The organism is Xanthobacter tagetidis (assembly GCF_003667445.1).
GTDB lineage: Bacteria > Pseudomonadota > Alphaproteobacteria > Rhizobiales > Xanthobacteraceae > Xanthobacter > Xanthobacter tagetidis.
Genome location: NZ_RCTF01000001.1, coordinates 594651 through 613008 on the forward strand (window position 1 = coordinate 594651; position 18358 = coordinate 613008).

Sequence of the window (18358 nt, forward strand, 5' to 3'; positions counted from 1 at the left end):
ACCGGGAGGCAGATACCATCCGCCAGGGCGCGCCGCAATGCACGCTTCGCGCGCAGGACGACGTCGCGCAAGTGCTGGCGGCGGGCAGGGCTAAGAGCCGGCGTGCCGCGGGCGAAGAGGGGGCGCAGGAGCGCCCCCTCCCCGAGCGTCACCAGTTGCAGACGAGGCGGCCGTTGATGTTGGCGATGTCGCGGGCACCGCGGCAGTTGTTCAGGTTCACGTTGGCGCGCACCCAGACGCCGTTCATCATGCGGCATTCCGCCCAGAGCGTCCCGGCCGGGCCGACCACGGCGCCGCGGCACGAGCGCAGATAGGAGCCGGGCGGCGGCGGCGGGGGACGCACGTTCGGGCCGGGCGGCGGCGGGGCGGGGCGGCGCTCGCAACGCAGGTTGCCGTTGATGTTGGCGATATCGCCCCAGCAGGAGCGGAAGTCCGGCAGGCGGGTGTATTCGAAGCGGCCCGGCTGGCGCGTCTCGCACAGCGCCGTGATGTCGCGGCCGGCGACGACGCGCACGTCGCGGCAGGAGCGCAGGTAGCTGCCGGGCGGCACGTTTTGGGCACTGGCCTCGGGCACCGCGCCGACGGTAAAGAGGAGCAGGCCGAAGAGGCCGGCCAGGATGGCGCGCAGTCGCATTGATCCCCCCAGGAAGAACGGCCGGCACGGCGGGTGCCGGCGCGAGTGAATTGGTATCCCACGGCGCGGCGGCCCGCCAGAAGTGTTTGGCACCGCAGGGGGATCGGAGGCGCCGGCCGGCCGCTGCCGCGCCACGTTTCGCGCCGGGTGTAGCGCCATCGACACAGGGGGCGCCCTCGGCTAAAAGCCCGAACCGCTGCGCATGCGCTCCAGGAGCCGCCCCTTATGTCCATCCGCCTGCACCGGGGTGACCTGCCCGCGGACTTCGTCGCCGCTCCGGTGGTCGCCATCGACACCGAGACCATGGGCCTCAATCCGTTCCGCGACCGGCTGTGCGTGGTGCAGCTCTCCAACGGCGACGGCACCGCCGACGTGGTGCAGATCGCCAAGGGCGCAGGGCCGGACAGCGCCCCGAACCTCGCGCGCCTGTTGGCCGACCCGGCGGTGACGAAGCTGTTCCACTTCGCGCGCTTCGACATCGCCGCCTTGCAGCAGGCGTTCCGGGTGATGCCGCAGCCGGTGTGGTGCACCAAGATCGCCTCGCGGCTGGTGCGCACCTATACCGACCGGCACGGCCTCAAAGACCTCCTGCGCGAGCTGCTGAACGTCGAGATCTCCAAGCAGCAGCAGAGTTCGGACTGGGGCGCGGACGACCTCTCCGACGCCCAGCTCGCTTATGCGGCCTCCGACGTGCTCTATCTTCACCAGGTGAAGGCCCGGCTGGAGGAGATGCTGGCACGCGAGGGCCGCGCCGGGCTCGCCGCTGCCTGCTTCGCCTTCCTGCCGGCCCGGGCGGCGCTCGATCTGTCGGGCTGGGGCGAGGAAGACATCTTCGCCCATTCCTGACGGAGCGGCATTTTTCCACCTTTGCGTGCGCCGGCGCCCGACCGAGACTTGCGCGGCGGAGCCATTTCGGACAAGTTGCGGGCAGGTGCGTGGGGCGACGCGCCGCTCAGCTGCGTGGGGCGCGGCGGATTGGGAACGGGCGACGGTCCGGCTCCCGGAACAGGGTCATGAACCGACACGTGCCGCCACACGAACTTCAACGGCGAGATGCCGCCAGCTTCGCACCGCGCGCCGCCCCCGATTTCCAGCGGGCCGCGCGGCACAGCACGCGCGTGCGCTGGTTCCGCCGCATCCTGCCCATCTCGCTCGGCGTGACGCTGGCGGTTCTGACCGCCATCCCCTTCCTCTCCAGCCTCGACCTGAAGCTGGAACTGCCGTTCGACATCGGCCGCCTCACCTTGTCCGGCACCCGCCTGACCATGGAAGAGCCCAAGCTCTCCGGCTTCACCGACGACAAGCGCGGCTACAGCGTGAATGCCCGCACCGCCGAACAGGACCTCTCCAAGCCCGACTTGGTGGACCTGACCGACATCGAGGCGCGCATGGAGCTGGCGGACAAGGGCTGGACCACGGTGGTCGCCAAGACCGGCACCATGAACGTCAAGAGCCAGTTCATCACCCTGAGCGGCGGCGTCGACCTCGCCATGAAGGGCGGCTATGCCGGCACGCTGAAGGACGCGGACGTGGACGTGAAGGCCGGCACCATCGTCACCCAGAAGCCGGTGGTGTTCACCTATCAGGATGCCAAGCTGGTGGCCGATACGCTCACGGTCACGGACCGCGGCGCCAAGGCGCTGTTCGTCGGCAACGTGCAGCTCGATTTCGTGCCCTCCACCCTGTCGGCGGCGCAGAACGCTGCCGCGCCCGCGACCGCGGAGGCGAAGCCGCAGCCGAAGGCGGCGCCGGCCAAGGGGACCGCGCCCGTCGCGCCGGTGGCGCAGGGCGCATCGAGGCCGGCGGCGGTGGCGACGGCGACGCCGGCCCCTGGTGCCGCCACGCCGGGCCTGCCGGCCGGGGCGCTGGTGACGGGCGCCGTGTCGTCCGCCTTCGCCTCCACCGAGAGCACGCTGCCGGTGCCGTACTGGTCGCTGCCGGCCTCCGTCACCGCCCCGTCCGCTCCGCCGGCGGCCGGCGCAGCCTCCGTCCTGCCTCCGCCCGCCCCCCTGCCGCCGCGCCGCCCCGAGCCGCGATGATGGCAGGATTCCTCATGAGTCGCGCCGCAGGGCGCGCGCGCGCCGTCGTTCTCGCCGCGCTCCTCTCCGCCGGTTTCGCCACGGATTACGTCGCCCCCGCCGCCGCGCAGCAGGGCAACAACGTGCCGAACGCGCTCCAGGGCTTCGCCAAGAACCGCGACCAGCCGGTGCGCATCAACGCCAACACCCTGGAGGTCCGCGACAAGGACAAGATCGCGGTGTTCTCCGGCAACGTGGTGGTGGTGCAGGGCGACACCACCATGAACACCAAGGACCTGTTCGTCTATTACGACGGCTCGGTGGGCGCCCCGCAGGAGGGCGCGCCCATGAAGCAGGGGCAGATCCGCAAGCTGGAGGCCAAAGGCGGCGTGGTCGTGAAGACCAAGGAGCAGACCGCAACCGGCGACAGCGGCGTCTTCATGATGGCGGACAACACCGTGACCCTGGTGGGCAAGCCCGTGGTGCTGACCCAGGGCCCGAACGTGATCCGCGGCCAGAAGCTGGTGGTGGACCTCGTGACCGGGGTGTCCAAGTTCGAGGGCGGCCGGGTGGAGAGCCTGATCGTGCCCGGCTCGGTCAAGGAGAACGCGCCGCCGGGCGGCGCCAAGCCCGGCGCCGCGCCCGCTCCCCAAGGCGGCGCTCAGCAGGGGGGCGCCCCCCAGGGCGGTCAGGCGCCGCGCCGCTGAGGTCCCCGCGCCCCTGCACGCTGCGCGCGAACCGGGCGAAGTTTCGTCGCACTGGCGCAGACGCAGGATTTGTACCAGACTGCGACGGCTTTGCGACACGGCGCCCGGCGGCAGCGGCGCCCCGCGGCCCATTTCTCCCTGCGAACACTGCACTCAGAACGGTCGGCCCAATTTTTGCATGAGGGTGCATTGCATCCCCGTCGTCGAGCGGCTAAACCTTTTCTCCGGGGGCGGGGGCCCGGAGGCAGAGTTGAACGTCCTATCGATCTTCGGAAGGGGCGGCGGCAAGCGCCGGACGAGCACGATCAAGTCGCGCCAGCCGGCGGACGACCATGCCGACCTCGCGGCGCTGGAGCAGGCGCTCTACGACGATGCCGCCCGCGATGCGGCGCAGCCCGATCCGCATGCCCGCTATCGCCGCGCCTCGGCGGGCGATGGCCGGGACGATCGTGGCGGCTACGATGACCGTGGCTACGACGACCGCGCCTACGAAGAGCGCGGCTACGACGATCAGGACTATGACGATCGCTCCGATGGCGGCGCCTATGACGGGCGCTGGGAGGAGCCGCTCGTGCCGACCCATTCCGGCCGGCGCGGCCCCGTCACCGAGGCCGACATGCAGGACGCGCTGGCCGCCTACGGCCTCGCCAAGTCCTATGGCGGGCGCCAGGTGGTGCGCGACGTGTCCATGAACGTGCGGCGCGGCGAAGCGGTGGGCCTCCTCGGCCCCAACGGCGCCGGCAAGACCACCTGCTTCTACATGGTGACCGGCCTCGTGAAGGCGGATGCCGGCCGCATCGAGCTGGACGGCCACGACGTCACCCCCATGCCCATGTACCGCCGCGCCCGGCTCGGCATCGGCTACCTGCCGCAGGAGGCCTCGATCTTCCGGGGCCTCACGGTGGAGGGCAACATCATGGGCGTGCTCGAAGTCACCGAGCCCGACCGCCGCAAGCGCGCCGACGAAATGGAAGCGCTGCTGGAGGAGTTCAAGATCACCCACGTACGCAAGTCGCCCTCCATCGCCCTGTCGGGCGGCGAGCGGCGGCGCGTCGAGATCGCCCGCGCTCTGGCGAGCCGTCCGTCCTTCATGCTGCTGGACGAGCCGTTCGCCGGCATCGACCCGATCGCGGTGGGCGACATCCAGGCGCTGGTGCGCCACCTCACCTCGCGCGGCATCGGCGTGCTCATCACCGACCACAATGTGCGCGAGACGCTGGGCCTGATCGACCGCGCCTACATCATCCATTCCGGCACCGTGCTGATGGAGGGCGACCCGGAGGCCATCGTCTCCAGCCCGGACGTGCGCCGGCTCTATCTCGGCGAGGAGTTCCGGCTGTGACGACGCCGTGCTCCAGCATGCCGCTGCGGGAGGGCGCGCCATGGCGCTGAGCCCCAAGCTGGAGTTCCGCCAGACCCAGTCGCTGGTGATGACGCCGCAGCTGATGCAGGCCATCAAGCTGCTGCAGCTCTCCAACATGGAGCTGGTGGCCTATGTGGAGGCCGAGCTGGAGCGCAACCCGCTGCTGGAGCGCCTGGCCGAGAACGAGAGCCCGACCCCCGCCGAGGGCCAGGAGACCTCCGAGGCGCGCGAGGCGCGCGAGGAGCTGGCCACCGCCGAGCGCGAGGCGCCCGCCTCAGGCGACTGGATGGAGCAGGGCCAGGAGCCCTCCCGTGCCGAGATGGAGACCCGCCTCGACACCGACCTCGGCAACGTGTTCCCGGACGACGCGCCCTCCGAACGCGCCCAGGGCGCTGCCTCGCCCGGCGCCACCTCCAGCATCGACTGGGGCAGCGGCGGGGGCGGCGGCGACCGGGGCGAGGACTACAATCCCGAGGCCTTCCTCACCTCCGAGGCGACGCTCGCCGACCACCTGGAGGCGCAGCTCTCGGTGGCGGAGCCGGACCCCGCCCGCAAGCTGATCGGCATCCACCTCATCGGCCTCATCGACGAGGCGGGCTACTTCACCGGCGACCTCGACCAGGTGGCCGAGCAGATGGGCGCCCGCCCCGCGGATGTGGCGGCGGTGCTGCGGCTCATCCAGACCTTCGAGCCCACCGGCGTCGGCGCCCGCAACCTCGCCGAATGCCTCGCCATCCAGCTCCGCGAGCGCGACCGCTTCGACCCCGCCATGCAGGCGCTGGTGGCGAACCTGGAACTGCTCGCCCGCCACGACCGCAACGCGCTGAAGCGCATCTGCGCCGTGGACGCGGAAGATCTCGCCGACATGATCGGCGAGATCCGCAGGCTCGATCCCAAGCCCGGCCTCGCCTTCGGCGGCGGCGTGGTGCACCCGCTGATCCCCGACGTCTATGTGCGCCCCGGCGCGGACGGCACCTGGATTGTCGAACTGAACTCGGAGACCCTGCCGCGGGTGCTGGTGAACCAGTCTTACCACGCGGTGGTGGCCAAGGCGGCGAAGGCGCCGCACGAGAAGAGCTTCCTCGCCGAGTGCCTGCAGAGCGCCAGCTGGCTCACGCGCTCCCTCGACCAGCGGGCGCAGACCATCCTCAAGGTGGCGAGCGAGATCGTGCGCCAGCAGGACGCCTTCCTGCTGCACGGCGTGCGCCATTTGCGCCCGCTGAACCTGCGGACGGTCGCCGACGCCATCGGCATGCACGAATCCACCGTCTCGCGCGTCACCTCGAACAAATACATCTCGACCCCGCGCGGCGTGGTGGAGATGAAGTTCTTCTTCTCCTCCGCCATCTCGGCGGCCGGTGGCGGGGAAGCGCACTCGGCCGAGGCGGTGCGCCACCGCATCAAGGCGCTGATCGACGCGGAGAACGCCGACGACGTCTTGTCCGACGACACGCTGGTGCAGAAGCTGCGCAACGACGGCATCGACATCGCCCGCCGTACTGTGGCGAAGTATCGCGAGGGCATGAACATCCCCTCCTCGGTCCAGCGCCGCCGCGAGAAGCTGTCCTTGCGCGAAGTGGGCTGAGTCCGCCGCGTCGGTACCCGCCGCCGCGCTTCCGCTTGTTCGGAGGCCCAGGACGGCGGCGTCATCTGCGGCGGCGTCATCTGCCGCGACCACATCGTCGACGCGCTATCAAGCCGCGTCGGGCGGGACCATGACGATGGGACGTGTGAGTCACCGCGCCAGGGTCGCAGCCCGCGTCATTTGCCCTTGTAGCCGATCACCTGCATGCCGCTGATCTCACCGCTCTGGGCATCGACCACCAGACGGACCCGCTCGCCGCGCGGGCCGGTCGCCTCGCAGATGTAGGCGCCGCCGCGCTGGCGCACCACGCTCACGTCCTTGAAGCCGCGGCGCATCAGGCTGTCGGCCACCTGGTCCGGCGCCACCGGATGGATTCCCTCGGGGTGGCGCATGTAGGGCCGGAACGGCTCGGGCGGGGTCAAATCCACCACCTGATGGATGGGAGCGACGTCCCGCATGCTGGCCAGAGCGGGGCCGGGGGGCTGGGCAGAGGTGTCCGATCCTCCCGCGAAGGAGGCGACGACCATGACAGCACCGATGAGATGGCCGGCTCGCACCATCTTCCTTCTCCCCGGGATCCGCTGAGAATCCCGATGCCCGATCCAGACCCCCCGCCCGGATGCCGCGATGTGCACATGTGCGTGACCGCAGCATCGTCATTCTAGGCCCCGCGCTTGAACGAAGGCCGACCCGCCCGTTCAGGTGCCGTTCATGTGTCCGCCGGCAGCCCGCTCCACCGACCGGTTCGGCGGGGCCTTGACGGCCGAAGGTACGCTTCCCAGATCAGGAACGGCGCCGGTCCATGGGACGGCGCCGTTACCGGGCCCGGCTTGATGCGGGTCCCGCATGTCGCTTCAAAGGAGGATATGCCATGCGCACCTATGATCTGTCTCCCCTCTATCGCAATACCGTGGGTTTTGATCGCCTGTTCTCGCTTCTGGACGGCGGGAGCGGTGTGGAGGCCGCACCCACTTACCCGCCCTACAACATCGAGCGCACCGGCGAGAATGCTTATCGCATCACCGTCGCCGTGGCCGGCTTCACCGAAGCCGACCTCGACATCGAGGTGAAGGAGAACACCCTCACTCTGCGCGGCGAGAAGAAGGCCGAGCAGAACGGCGAGAGCGCCCAGGTGCTCTATCGCGGCATCGCCGCGCGCAGCTTCGAGCGGCGTTTCCAGCTCGCCGACCATGTGGAGGTGAAGGGCGCGGTGCTCGCGAACGGGCTGCTGCACGTGGACCTCGTGCGCAACATTCCCGAGGCCAAGAAGCCGCGCCACATCGCCATCAACACCGCCGAAGGCCCCAAGGCCATCGAGGCCGAGTCCGCTCCGTCGGAGGCCGCCAAGGCGGCCTGAGGCCAGACACGGGGATTTCCGCTCAAGGTTTGGCCCCGCCGCCGGTGGCGGCGGGGTCATTTCCGTTTTGACCGTTTCAGCTTTGGGCGCTGCCGCCTTGGACTTTGCCGACCTGGCAGGCTCCGGTCGCGAGTCCGCTTGTTAGAGGGCATTGGGCGAGGATGGCGCTCGTCCGGGCATCAAGGTCCTTCAGCCGGTCCCGGCTTCGCGCCACATCAGCTTCCCCCGATCCCGAGCTCCGACCATCGCGGCAGAGCCCCCGAAAGCTTGCCACGCGTCGTGCAGCGTCTCTATAAATGACCTGATAACCTAAGGAGAGGTTCGAGAACCGGATCTTTCGGTGGGGCATCGCCGCCAACCCCAGAGCTAAAAGAGCGACCTACATTGTCAAGCAAACAAGCAACAAATGTCGTTTATTCAGCTGAGCTCGACCATCCTGTCACGGATATCCGCTATGTATCAGGGGTAAGCTGGCCCCGCAGCGGCCATCACGCGGTCGCCAATGTCCTGTCGGCTTATTTCGGGCCGAAATTTATGTACTGTGAACACTATCTTCCGACAGATTGCTGCAAATCTCAACCATGCACACGGAACGGAATTCATCTAAGCAAGAACCATGATTTCGAATTCGATTCCATTGCATCAGACAACGTTCCATATTTGATACAGTATAGAAGCTTCATAACCAGCGTCGTCTCAAATTTTGAGGTGGCAGTATATAATAATGCCACCGCAGATAACGCCGACTCATTCAGAGAATTCTCTATATACTATGCCAATAGGTATGTACGGTTCGTCCAGAAATGGATTTTTGACATCAGGCAGCCGAAAGAGCGTCTCGTGGTGAAATACGACACGCTGATGGAAGATCCTCTTCCTACGATGACTCACATTGTCAAATTTTTTGCCCCTGGAAATGATGTTGATCGGGGACGACTGGCCGAGTGCATTGAGACGGCGCCGATTGAAATCATAGGGCTTGGAACGCTGTCCAATGTGGAAGGGCATGGGCTAAGACCAAACAGGGATATCAGAAGCTTCAGATATTACGATGACGACTTCTTCAACGCATTGAACATGTTCACCTGGTTTCCAGAGCCGTGACGGGAAAGCGAGGCGGCAGCGCGGTTCCGGGCCGCCTCCCGCGCTCCGCTTTGCAGGTCCGGCGGCCTTGATCTTGCCCGCGCGCGGGGCGATGAGAACGCGACGCGGTAAAGGCCGCATCCACCCGCTCGTTCGCCCGAAAGCCTCTCCCCGTGCCCGATCCGCGCCCCAAGGTCCTCGTCACAACCCGCCTGTTCGACAATGACGCCGCCCGCTTCCTGGAAGACAGCGGCTTTGCCGTCGTCACCGCCGGCCTGCCGCCGGATGCACTCGACAGCGGCATTCCGGACGACGTTCTGGCCGGCCTGCTCGAGGGCGTCGGCGGCTGGATCGTCGGCATGCGGGCGGTGACGCGCGAGATCCTTGCGGCCCATCGCGAGCTGAAGGTGATCGCCCGGCGCGGCGTCGGCTACGACCGGGTGGACGCGGTGGCCGCGCGCGACCTGGGGCGAATCGTCACCATCACCGCCGGCGCCAACGACGACTCGGTCGCCGATCACACGCTGGCGCTGATGCTCGCCGTGCTGCGGCGGCTGAAGGAAAACAACGGGGCGCTCGCCGCCGGCGACTGGCGCGTCGCCGCCGGTGGCGACCTCACCGGCAAGACCGTGGGCCTCATCGGCTTCGGCCGCACCGCCCGGGCAGTCGCCAAGCGGCTCTCCGGCTTCGACTGCCGCGTGCTGGTGGCGGCGCCGCGGTTTCCCGGCGCGGCGCCCGGCGTCACCCATGTGCCGCTGGCGCAGCTTCTCGCGCAGAGCGACGTGGTCTCGGTCCACGCCCCCCTCACCGCCGAAACCCGCCACATGATCGATGCGGCCGCCCTTGCCGCCATGAAGCGCGGCGCGATCCTCGTGAACACCGCGCGCGGCGGCCTGGTGGACGATGCGGCCCTTCAGGCGGCGCTCGCCGCCGGCCAACTCGCCGGCGCCGGCCTCGACGTGTTCGAGGCGGAGGAGGACGCCACGCTGCGCCCGCTCGCCGAGGCGCTGGCGGCGCTGCCGCAGGTGGTGGCCACCGGCCATGCCGCCGGATCGAGCCGCGAGGCGCTGGCCCGCGGCAACATGATCGCCGCGCAGTGCGTGGTGGCCGTGCTCACCGGCACGGCGCCACCGGAGGGCTGCGTCGTTGCGGACGGCCGCGCCTGAGCGCGGCCAGCCTTGCCTATTCGGCCGCGGCCGGCAGGCTGTCGCGCACGCTCTCCAGCGCCACCGCCGCCGAGGCGACCACGGCGGCGACGCGTACCGCCGCCTGGATCTGGTCCTCACGGATGCCTGCCTCGCGCAGCACCTTCTCGTGCGCGTCGATACAGCGCCCGCAGCCGTTCATGGCCGAGACCGCGAGCGACCACAGCTCGAAGTCCGCTCTGTCCACCCCCGGCGCGCCGATCACGCTCATGCGCAGCTTCGCCGGCAGCGTCTCGTAGGCCTTGTTCGAGGCGAGGTGCGTGAAGCGGTAATAGACGTTGTTCATGGCCATGATGGCCGCAGCCGCCTTGGCCGCATCCATGGCGGCGGGCGACAGGCGCGGCGCCGCCTCGGCTTCGAGCGCGCCGGCGACTTCGGCGTTGCGCGTGGTGATGCCGCACGCCACCAGGAGGCCATGGAGCTGCTGCGGGGTGAGCCCCTCCTCGCGGCCGAGCGCCGAGAGGTTCAGCTTCACGTCCTTGGCGAAGGGCGGAATGCGGTCCTTGAGAGCGTCGATGGACATGCCGGCCTCCGCTCAGGCGACCTTGAGCACGTCGCCGCCGACCTCGCGGTTGCACGGGCACAATTCGTCGGTCTGGAGCGCGTCGAGCACCCTGAGCGTGTCCTTCGGGTTGCGGCCCACATTGAGGTTGGTGGCGTAGACGTGCTGGATCACGTTGTCCGGGTCCACCACGAAGGTGTAGCGGAATGCCACCCCGTCCGGCGAACGCACGCCCAGCCCATCGGTGAGCGAGCCGTTGGTGTCGGCGAACGACCAGATCGGCAGCCGGTTCAGGTCCTTGTGGTCGCGCCGCCAGGCGAGCTTGACGAACTCGTTGTCGGTCGAGCCGCCCAGCACCACCGCGTCGCGGTCGGCGAAGTCGCCGGAAAGGCGCGCGAACTCGGCGATCTCGGTCGGGCAGACGAAGGTGAAGTCCTTCGGGTAGAAGAAGATCACCTTCCACTTTCCGGGAAAGCTCTCTTTCGTCAGGGTCTCGAAGGCCGAGACGCCGTTCTCCTCGTGCAGGTTGAAGCCGGGCTTCACGCCGGTGATGGAGAAGTCCGGAAGGGGGCTGCCGATGCCGAGCATGAGAGGTCACTCCGAGGGTTGGAGACCAAGGGCGGTCGCGGAACCGCGCCGGGGCCGCGCTATCGGAATCGAGGTCGCAAGCGGCGTGCCAGCCCGGAGCGGCGCGAAAATGCGTGTCATTCCGGGCAGGGGCGTGCGATTTGGCAGCCGTCCTGTCGCTTTTGCGACGCCCCGTGAACGAAGCCGGACGCGCCGTGTCGCAAACGGCGCGCGGCGCGGCGCCCGTGTCGCGGCTCCGATTCGGCGGCTGCGGTAGATTCCCGGATTGCCGCCGCCGGTCTATATCAGCAGGGATATAGCTCTCGGCACGGCCGGGCAGACGGGAGACGGCGGTATGGCTGCGAAATGGTGGACCGACGCGCTGGTGGACCAGTTGCTCCACGAGGACGCGCCCCACGGCGACCTGACCACCGAGGCGCTCGGCATTGCCGACGCTCCCGCCCGCCTCACCATGGCCATGCGCGCGCCCTCCACCCTGTGCGGCGTGGAGCTGGCGGCCGATATCTTTGCCAAAGCGGGGGCGCGAGCCGAAGTGCTGGCCGCAGCCGGCGCCCGCGTCGCCGCCGGCGCGCCGATCCTGGAGGCCCAGGGCTCGGCCGGACCGATCCTCCTCGCCTGGAAGGTTGCGCAGACCCTGGTGGAGTATCTCTCCGGCATCGCCACGGCCACCGCAGCCATCGTCGACGCGGCCCGCGCGGTGGATCCCGACGTGGCGGTAGTGACCACGCGCAAGACCTTCCCCGGCACCAAGCGCATGATGATCGCCGCCATCAAGGCGGGCGGCGCCCTGCCCCACCGGCTGGGGCTGTCGGAGACGCTGCTGGTGTTCCCCGAGCACCGCGCCTTCCTGGCCGATCCCGCCGCCGCCGTGGCCGCGCTGGGCCTCGCTGTGCCGGAAAAGAAGGTGGTGGTGGAAGTTGTTTCGCTGGAGGAGGCGCGGGAGGCCCTGGCGGCCCTGCCCGACGTGCTCCAGTGCGAGAAGATGACGCCGGACGGCATCCGCGCCGTCTGCGCCCTGGTTGCGGCCGCCGGTCAGCCCATCGTGGTGGCGGCGGCGGGCGGGGTGAATGCCGCCAATGCCGCCGACTACGTGGCCGCGGGCGCGCGCGTGCTCGTCACCTCCGCGCCCTACTGGGCCAAGCCCGCCGATGTGAAGGTGACCATCACCCCCGCATGAGGACGGGCGTGCGTCCGTCCGGGCCGGCACGGCGCCGAACATATATTATCACCGATACAGGAAAGAGAAGGCCGACAACGCTTTGCGGCCTACGGGGTTTTACGGAGGCTGCCAGTCCGCGCCTGTCGCGAACCCGCCACGCGGCGGGTGGACCGGACGGCACCGGCGCCCCCTGTCGCAAACGCGACACCTCTATAATCTCATTCAAATACTTGAGATATATTGATTTTCAACAGTGGCACACCGCTTGCGATGTACTCGTCCAGAAACCTATCGCCGTTCTGGGGACGAGACCCATGATCACCCTCACCCACAATGCCGCGACGGCCGTGAAGGCCGCCATCTCCCAGTCGCCCGACATGGTCGAGGGGCTGCGCGTCCGCGTCGAGGAAGGCGGGTGCGCCGGCTTCAAGTACACCATGCAGCTGGAGGCCGCCGCGCTCGACGACGACCTGGTGCTGGAGCAGGAGGGCGTGAAGCTCTTCATCGACGGCCGCTCGCAATTGATGATGCAGGGCATGCGGATCGACTTCGTCACGTCGCTGCACGCATCGGGCTTCGTGTTCGAGAATCCCAACGCCAGCAACCAGTGCGGCTGCGGCAAATCCTTCAGCTGAACCACGTCTTCGTCGCCGCCGCCGCAAGAGGCGGCAGGGAGGGCAAGATGCTCGCGAAGTCTCCGTCGAATTCATCCGGCCGGTCCCAGAGGCCCGCCCCGTCCGCCACCGCGCTCGAACTGGGCATGACGCGCACGGTGCTGCTCAACGACACCACCCTGCGCGACGGCGAGCAGGCGCCGGGCGTCGCCTTCTCCCGCCGGGAGAAGATCGAGATCGCCGAGGCGCTGGCTGCCGCCGGCGTGCCGGAGATCGAGGCCGGCACGCCGGCCATGGGCGACGAGGAGGTGGAGACGCTGCGCTCCATCGCCTCGCTGAACCTGCCGCTGCGCGTGGTCGCCTGGTGCCGCATGAGCGAGGATGACCTGATGGCCGCGGTCGCGGCCGGCGTCACCGCGGTCAACCTCTCCATCCCCTCCTCCGACCGGCAGCTGAAGGGCAAGCTCGGCCGCGACCGCGACTGGGCGCTCGGCACGCTGCGCCGGGTGGTGGGCCTTGCGCGCCAGCTCGGCTTCTCGGTGGCGGTCGGCTGCGAGGATGCCTCGCGCGCCGACCAGGAATTCCTGTGCCGCATCGCCGAGGCCGCGCGCGAGGCCGGCGCCTTCCGCCTGCGGCTCGCCGACACTCTGGGCGTGCTCGATCCCTTCTCGGCCTATGCCCTCGTCCGGCGGGTGGCCAACGCCACCGACCTGGAGATCGAATTCCACGCCCATGACGACCTCGGCCTCGCCACGGCCAACACGCTGGCCGCGGTATCGGGCGGCGCGCGCCATTGCTCGGTCACCGTCACCGGGCTCGGCGAGCGTGCCGGCAATGCCGCGCTGGAGGAGGTGGCGATCGCCCTGCGCCAGACCGCGCGGGCCGAGACCGGGATCGATCCCGTCGCCCTCAGGCCGCTGGCCGAGCTGGTGGCCCGGGCTTCCGGCCGGCCGCTCGCCCGCTCCAAGGCGATCGTCGGCGACGACGTGTTCACCCACGAATCCGGCATCCACGTCTCCGGCCTGCTGAAGGATCGCGCCACCTACGAGGCGCTGAGCCCGCAAATGCTCGGGCGCGACCACCGGGTGGTGCTGGGCAAGCATTCGGGCCTCGCCGCGATCGCCAAGGCGCTGGCCGACGAGGGCCTCGCGGTGGACGAGGCGCGCGGCCGCGCCATCCTCGCCCGGGTGCGCGAGTTCGCCACCCGCACCAAGCAGAGCGTCTCGCCCGAGGTGCTGCGCCGGTTCTACGAGGACAGCTTCACCGAGGAGGCGCTGCGCCGCCGCCACGCCGCCGTGATGGGAGCCTGAGCGATGATCATGGGTCCCCGCAGATGGCGCGGCACGAAGGTGCCTCCGCCCGCCCTCGCGGCGCCGCCCGGCGCGGCCGCCCTGACTGGCGCCTCCCCCTCCGCGCCCCCATCGACACTCCCCTCGACGCCCCCCTCGACTTGGCAGCTCATCCGCGAGGACGTGGCCTGCGTGAAGGCGCGCGATCCGGCGGCACGCAACACGGCCGAGATCGTGCTCACCTATCCCGGCGTGCACGCCATCATCTGGCACCGGCTCGCGAGCCGGCTGTGGCGGCGCGGCATCAAGTTCCCGGCCCGCTTCCTGTCCTGGCTCGGACGGTTCCTGACCAATGTGGACATCCATCCCGGCGCCACCATCGGCCGGCGCTTCTTCATCGATCACGGCGCGGGCGTGGTGATCGGCGAGACCGCCGAGGTGGGCAACGACGTCACGCTCTATCACGGCGTCACGCTGGGCGGGACGTCGTGGACCGCCGGCAAGCGCCACCCGACGCTGAAGGACGGGGTTCTGGTGGGCGCGGGCGCGAAGATCCTCGGTCCGATCACCGTCGGCGCCGGCTGCCGGGTGGGCGCCAATTCCGTGGTGATCGAGGACGTTCCGCCGAACATGACCGTGGTCGGCATCCCCGGCAAGGTGGTGAAGGCGCTCGCCGAGCGGCGCAAGCTCGGCGACGGGCGCATTGACCTGGAGCACCACCTCATGCCGGACCCGGTGGGCGAGGCCATCGTCTCGCTGCTGGACCGGATCGAGTTCCTGGAAGCGCGGCTCACCCATCTCCAGGGCGACTTGCACCGCACCCGCAGCCCGGCTGCGGACGCTGCGGCCTGAGGGCGGCAGCGCGAGGTTGGACGTTCAGTTCGGAGGTTTGAGATGTCGGTGCTCGATCGGTTGCAGACGCTCTCCAGCGCGGAGGAGTTCTTCGACACTCTCGGCGTCGCCTACGAGCCGCAGATCCTGCACGTGGCGCGGCTGCACATCCTGCGGCGCATGGGCCAGTACCTCGTCTCGACCGACTTCGCGGGCCTCGGCGAGGACGAGGTCTTCACCGCCGCCCGAACCAATCTCGAACGCGCCTACGAGGATTTCTGCGCCTCCAGCCCGATCGCCGAGCGCGTGTTCAAGGTGCTGCGCGAGAACGATCCCAACCGGCCGCCGGCCCCCAAGCCGACGCCCGCCTTCGTGCCCCTGTCTTCGCTGACGGGAAGCTAGAAGACGCCCCCCGCCCGGCCCAGGCTGGGTGGGAGGACCACGAGACCCACCCGCCTTGCTCCGGCTTCTGTCCGGTCGGGGCGGACTGGCTGCCCTCCCCGCGCTGTTGTTTGATCCGGCATTGCGAGGGTCCCCCTTGATTGATCGCCCCGCCGTTAGGCGGTTGCGCTGGGAGGGCAGGAGATACCGGAGCGGCGGCAGGTGTCGCTCCACTGGGATGCCGCCTGCCGCGCCCCGCGGCGGAGGGCAGCCGTGCTGCCTTCGCATGCATTTTTAGAGGCATGCGCAGCCCCCCGTTCATCAACGCCGCCCTTAACCCGCGACCGCGAAGGGTCCGGCACCAATTTACCAGCCACTCTTGTCCGGCTTCCCCGGCTGTTCCCGCCGAGCGCGACCGCACCGGCGCCGACCCCGCCGCATCCCCCTGACCGAATCGTCCCACGGCGCCGCGATACCGTCTGGAAACGGCGCGCATGCCACTATTTGTGCAGCGCGGCCGGCTTGAACCCCCTGGCGGATGGGAGTAGTCAAGCGCCGGCCCCTGCGACCTCTTGTGCGGGGGCCTCCCCGAGGACAGTTGGATGGCCCGAAGCAAGATCGCCCTCATCGGGGCCGGCCAGATCGGCGGCACGCTCGCCCTTCTTGCCGGGCTGAAGGAGCTGGGCGACGTCGTGCTGTTCGACGCGGCGGAGGGCGTGCCGCAGGGCAAGGCGCTGGATATCGCTGAGCTTGCCCCCCTCGAGGGCTTCGACGCCCGCATCCTCGGCGCCAACAGCTATGACGCCATCGAGGGCGCCGACGTGGTGATGGTCACCGCCGGCGTGCCGCGCAAGCAGGGCATGAGCCGCGACGATCTGCTGGCCATAAACCTGCGGGTGATGGAGCAGGTGGGCGCCGGCATCGGCAAGTATGCGCCCGACGCCTTCGTGATCTGCATCACCAACCCGCTCGACGCCATGGTGTGGGCCCTGCAGCGCTGGAGCGGCCTGCCGCCGCACAGGGTGGTGGGCATGGCCGGCGTGCTCGACGGGGCGCGGCTGCGCTATTTCCTCGCCGAGGAGTTCGACGTCTCGGTGGAGGACGTCACCGCCTTCGTGCTCGGCGGCCATGGGGCCGCCATGGTGCCGCTGATGCGCTACTGCACCGTCGGCGGCATCCCGGTGCCCGACCTCGTGCGCATGGGCTGGACCAGCGAGGAACGCCTCGCCGCCATGGTGGAGCGCACGCGCGACGGCGGCGCCGAGATCGTCACCCTTCTGCGCACCGGGGCGGCCTTCTATGCGCCCGCGGCGGCCGCCATCGCCATGGCCGAAAGCCACCTGAAGGACAAGAAGCGCCTCATGCCGGCGGCGGTCTACCTGTCGGGCGAGTATGGGCTGAAGGACATCTATGTGGGCGTGCCGGCGGTGATCGGCGCGCGCGGCGTCGAGCGCGTGGTGGAGGTCGATCTCGACCGCGCCGAGCGCGCTATGTTCGAGAAATCGGTCGCCGCCGTGGAAACGCTGGTGGATGCCTGTTTGAAGATCGCGCCCGGCCTCGGGCGCTGATCGTCGATGCAATTGGCGGCACGCCGAAAGGGGTGCCGCCGTCATGCCGGGGCTATCCGCTCCGGATAAGGTGAGGAGACGAATGTTCCGCTCCCTGGCGTGCGGCCCGTGCGCTCATTGTTGGGATGGTGGCGGGCCATGGCCGCCCGGACCGCATGGGTCCGGACGGCGATCCGCTTCGGGGGGAAGGGGCACTTCGCAACCCTTTAGGGGACGAAGCTGATGAATATTCACGAGTACCAGGCCAAGGCGCTCCTGAAGAAATACGGCGCCCCGGTCTCGCGCGGCGTGCCGGTGCTGAAGGTCGAGGAGGCGGAAGCCGCCGCCAAGGAGCTGGGCGGCCCGCTCTGGGTCGTGAAGTCCCAGATCCACGCCGGCGGGCGCGGCAAGGGCAAGTTCAAGGAGCCCGAGGCCGGCGAGAAGGGCGGCGTGCGCCTCGCCAAGTCCATCGACGAGGTGAAGCAGTTCGTCTCCCAGATGCTGGGCAAGACGCTGGTCACCATCCAGACCGGCCCGGCCGGCAAGCAGGTCAACCGCCTCTATATCGAGGACGGCTCCGACATCGAGAAGGAATTCTACCTCTCGCTGCTGGTGGACCGCGCCACCTCGCGCGTCGCCTTCGTGGTGTCCACCGAAGGCGGCATGGACATCGAGGAGGTGGCCCATGCGACCCCCGAGAAGATCCATACCTTCTCGGTCGACCCGGTCACCGGCGTCGAGGGCTTCCACGGCCGCAAGGTCGCCGACGCCCTGGGCCTGTCCGGTGATCTCGCCAAGCAGGCGGGCAAGCTGGTGGCGGTGCTCTACAAGGCCTTCACCGACACCGACATGGCGATGCTCGAGATCAACCCGCTGATCGTCACCAAGGACGCCCAGCTGCGCGTGCTCGACGCCAAGGTGACGTTCGATTCCAACGCCATGTTCCGTCATCCCGAGCTCGCCGAGCTGCGCGACCTCACGGAGGAGGACGAGAAGGAGATCGAGGCGTCGAAGTACGACCTCGCTTACATCGCGCTCGATGGCACGATCGGCTGCATGGTCAACGGCGCGGGCCTCGCCATGGCGACGCTCGACATCATCAAGCTCTACGGCGAGGAGCCGGCGAACTTCCTCGACGTGGGCGGCGGCGCCAACGAGGAGAAGGTCACGGCGGCCTTCAAGATCATCACCGCCGACCCGAACGTGAAGGGCATCCTGGTCAACATCTTCGGCGGCATCATGAAGTGCGACGTCATCGCCAACGGCGTGCTCGCCGCGGTGAAGGCGGTCGGCCTCAAGGTGCCGCTGGTGGTGCGCCTCGAAGGCACCAACGTCGAAGAAGGCAAGAAGATCATCCGCGAGAGCGGTCTCAACGTGATCCCCGCCGATGACCTGGACGATGCGGCGCAGAAGATCGTCGCGGCCGTGAAGAAGGAAGCTGCGTGATGTCCGTGCTCATCAACAAGGACACCAAGGTCATCACCCAGGGCTTCAC

General features: G+C 69.0%; 19 protein-coding genes. 15 read left to right on the forward strand and 4 right to left on the reverse strand.

Annotation, left to right across the window (positions count from 1 at the left end):
* Positions 1-148 precede the first annotated feature (148 nt).
* The gene (locus D9R14_RS02765; RefSeq protein ID WP_170168456.1) at positions 149-634 is read right to left on the reverse strand and encodes a CVNH domain-containing protein; all 486 of its coding nucleotides are present in this window, start codon (positions 632-634) and stop codon (positions 149-151) included.
* Positions 635-859: 225 nt separating this feature from the next.
* On the opposite strand from D9R14_RS02765, the gene D9R14_RS02770 reads away from it, so the two are divergent.
* The 5 genes from D9R14_RS02770 (at position 860) to rpoN (ending at position 6307) form a co-directional block, all read left to right on the forward strand.
* Positions 860-1480 (forward strand): ribonuclease D, encoded by a 621-nt coding sequence (locus D9R14_RS02770; protein WP_121621740.1) that lies wholly within the window; start codon positions 860-862, stop codon positions 1478-1480.
* Positions 1481-1647: 167 nt separating this feature from the next.
* Positions 1648-2673, forward strand: coding sequence for an LPS export ABC transporter periplasmic protein LptC (gene lptC / locus D9R14_RS02775; RefSeq protein ID WP_147452932.1), 1026 nt, complete (start codon positions 1648-1650; stop codon positions 2671-2673).
* A 14-nt stretch (positions 2674-2687) separates the two neighbouring features.
* Positions 2688-3359: an LptA/OstA family protein gene (locus D9R14_RS02780; protein WP_121621812.1), complete on the forward strand. Its 672-nt coding sequence runs from the start codon at positions 2688-2690 to the stop codon at positions 3357-3359.
* A 250-nt stretch (positions 3360-3609) separates the two neighbouring features.
* On the forward strand, positions 3610-4701 hold the full coding sequence (gene lptB / locus D9R14_RS02785; protein ID WP_245420496.1) for an LPS export ABC transporter ATP-binding protein: 1092 nt from the start codon (positions 3610-3612) through the stop codon (positions 4699-4701).
* A 40-nt stretch (positions 4702-4741) separates the two neighbouring features.
* Entirely contained in the window at positions 4742-6307 is a 1566-nt protein-coding gene (gene rpoN / locus D9R14_RS02790; protein ID WP_121621742.1) for an RNA polymerase factor sigma-54, read from the forward strand.
* 176 nt (positions 6308-6483) lie between these two features.
* On the opposite strand, the gene D9R14_RS02795 is transcribed toward rpoN, so the two are convergent.
* A complete protein-coding gene (locus D9R14_RS02795) occupies positions 6484-6867 on the reverse strand; it encodes a hypothetical protein (RefSeq protein WP_121621743.1) in 384 nt (127 codons plus the stop codon).
* Between the two features lie 311 nt (positions 6868-7178).
* Here D9R14_RS02795 and D9R14_RS02800 point away from each other — a divergent pair, with 311 nt between their 5' ends.
* The 3 genes from D9R14_RS02800 (at position 7179) to D9R14_RS02805 (ending at position 9913) form a co-directional block, all read left to right on the forward strand.
* On the forward strand, positions 7179-7664 hold the full coding sequence (locus D9R14_RS02800) for an Hsp20 family protein (RefSeq protein WP_121621744.1): 486 nt from the start codon (positions 7179-7181) through the stop codon (positions 7662-7664).
* An 843-nt stretch (positions 7665-8507) separates the two neighbouring features.
* A complete protein-coding gene (locus D9R14_RS22795) occupies positions 8508-8768 on the forward strand; it encodes a hypothetical protein (protein ID WP_147452933.1) in 261 nt (86 codons plus the stop codon).
* A gap of 152 nt (positions 8769-8920) precedes the next feature.
* Entirely contained in the window at positions 8921-9913 is a 993-nt protein-coding gene (locus tag D9R14_RS02805; protein ID WP_121621745.1) for an NAD(P)-dependent oxidoreductase, read from the forward strand.
* A 16-nt stretch (positions 9914-9929) separates the two neighbouring features.
* On the opposite strand, the gene ahpD is transcribed toward D9R14_RS02805, so the two are convergent.
* Together ahpD and D9R14_RS02815 are read right to left on the reverse strand one after the other, a co-directional pair.
* Complete coding sequence (gene ahpD, locus D9R14_RS02810) at positions 9930-10475, reverse strand: alkylhydroperoxidase, AhpD family (protein WP_121621746.1); 546 nt, start codon at positions 10473-10475, stop codon at positions 9930-9932.
* 12 nt (positions 10476-10487) lie between these two features.
* Positions 10488-11042, reverse strand: a complete 555-nt coding sequence (locus D9R14_RS02815) for a peroxiredoxin (protein WP_121621747.1) — start codon at positions 11040-11042, stop codon at positions 10488-10490.
* A gap of 334 nt (positions 11043-11376) precedes the next feature.
* Here D9R14_RS02815 and modD point away from each other — a divergent pair, with 334 nt between their 5' ends.
* The 7 genes from modD to sucC all read left to right on the forward strand — a co-directional run bounded on the left by modD (position 11377) and on the right by sucC (position 18309).
* Positions 11377-12219 carry a ModD protein gene (gene modD, locus D9R14_RS02820; protein WP_121621748.1) on the forward strand — a complete coding sequence of 281 codons (843 nt, stop codon included), beginning with the start codon at positions 11377-11379 and terminating at the stop codon, positions 12217-12219.
* 296 nt (positions 12220-12515) lie between these two features.
* Positions 12516-12836, forward strand: a complete 321-nt coding sequence (locus D9R14_RS02825; RefSeq protein ID WP_121621749.1) for a HesB/IscA family protein — start codon at positions 12516-12518, stop codon at positions 12834-12836.
* 47 nt (positions 12837-12883) lie between these two features.
* Positions 12884-14125, forward strand: coding sequence for a homocitrate synthase (gene nifV / locus D9R14_RS02830; RefSeq protein WP_121621750.1), 1242 nt, complete (start codon positions 12884-12886; stop codon positions 14123-14125).
* A gap of 3 nt (positions 14126-14128) precedes the next feature.
* The gene (gene cysE, locus D9R14_RS02835) at positions 14129-14956 is read left to right on the forward strand and encodes a serine O-acetyltransferase (RefSeq protein WP_121621751.1); all 828 of its coding nucleotides are present in this window, start codon (positions 14129-14131) and stop codon (positions 14954-14956) included.
* A gap of 42 nt (positions 14957-14998) precedes the next feature.
* Positions 14999-15337: a nitrogenase stabilizing/protective protein NifW gene (gene nifW / locus D9R14_RS02840; RefSeq protein ID WP_121621752.1), complete on the forward strand. Its 339-nt coding sequence runs from the start codon at positions 14999-15001 to the stop codon at positions 15335-15337.
* A 581-nt stretch (positions 15338-15918) separates the two neighbouring features.
* The gene (gene mdh, locus D9R14_RS02845; protein ID WP_121621753.1) at positions 15919-16884 is read left to right on the forward strand and encodes a malate dehydrogenase; all 966 of its coding nucleotides are present in this window, start codon (positions 15919-15921) and stop codon (positions 16882-16884) included.
* Positions 16885-17106: 222 nt separating this feature from the next.
* The gene (sucC, locus tag D9R14_RS02850) at positions 17107-18309 is read left to right on the forward strand and encodes an ADP-forming succinate--CoA ligase subunit beta (RefSeq protein ID WP_121621754.1); all 1203 of its coding nucleotides are present in this window, start codon (positions 17107-17109) and stop codon (positions 18307-18309) included.
* Positions 18310-18358 lie beyond the last annotated feature (49 nt).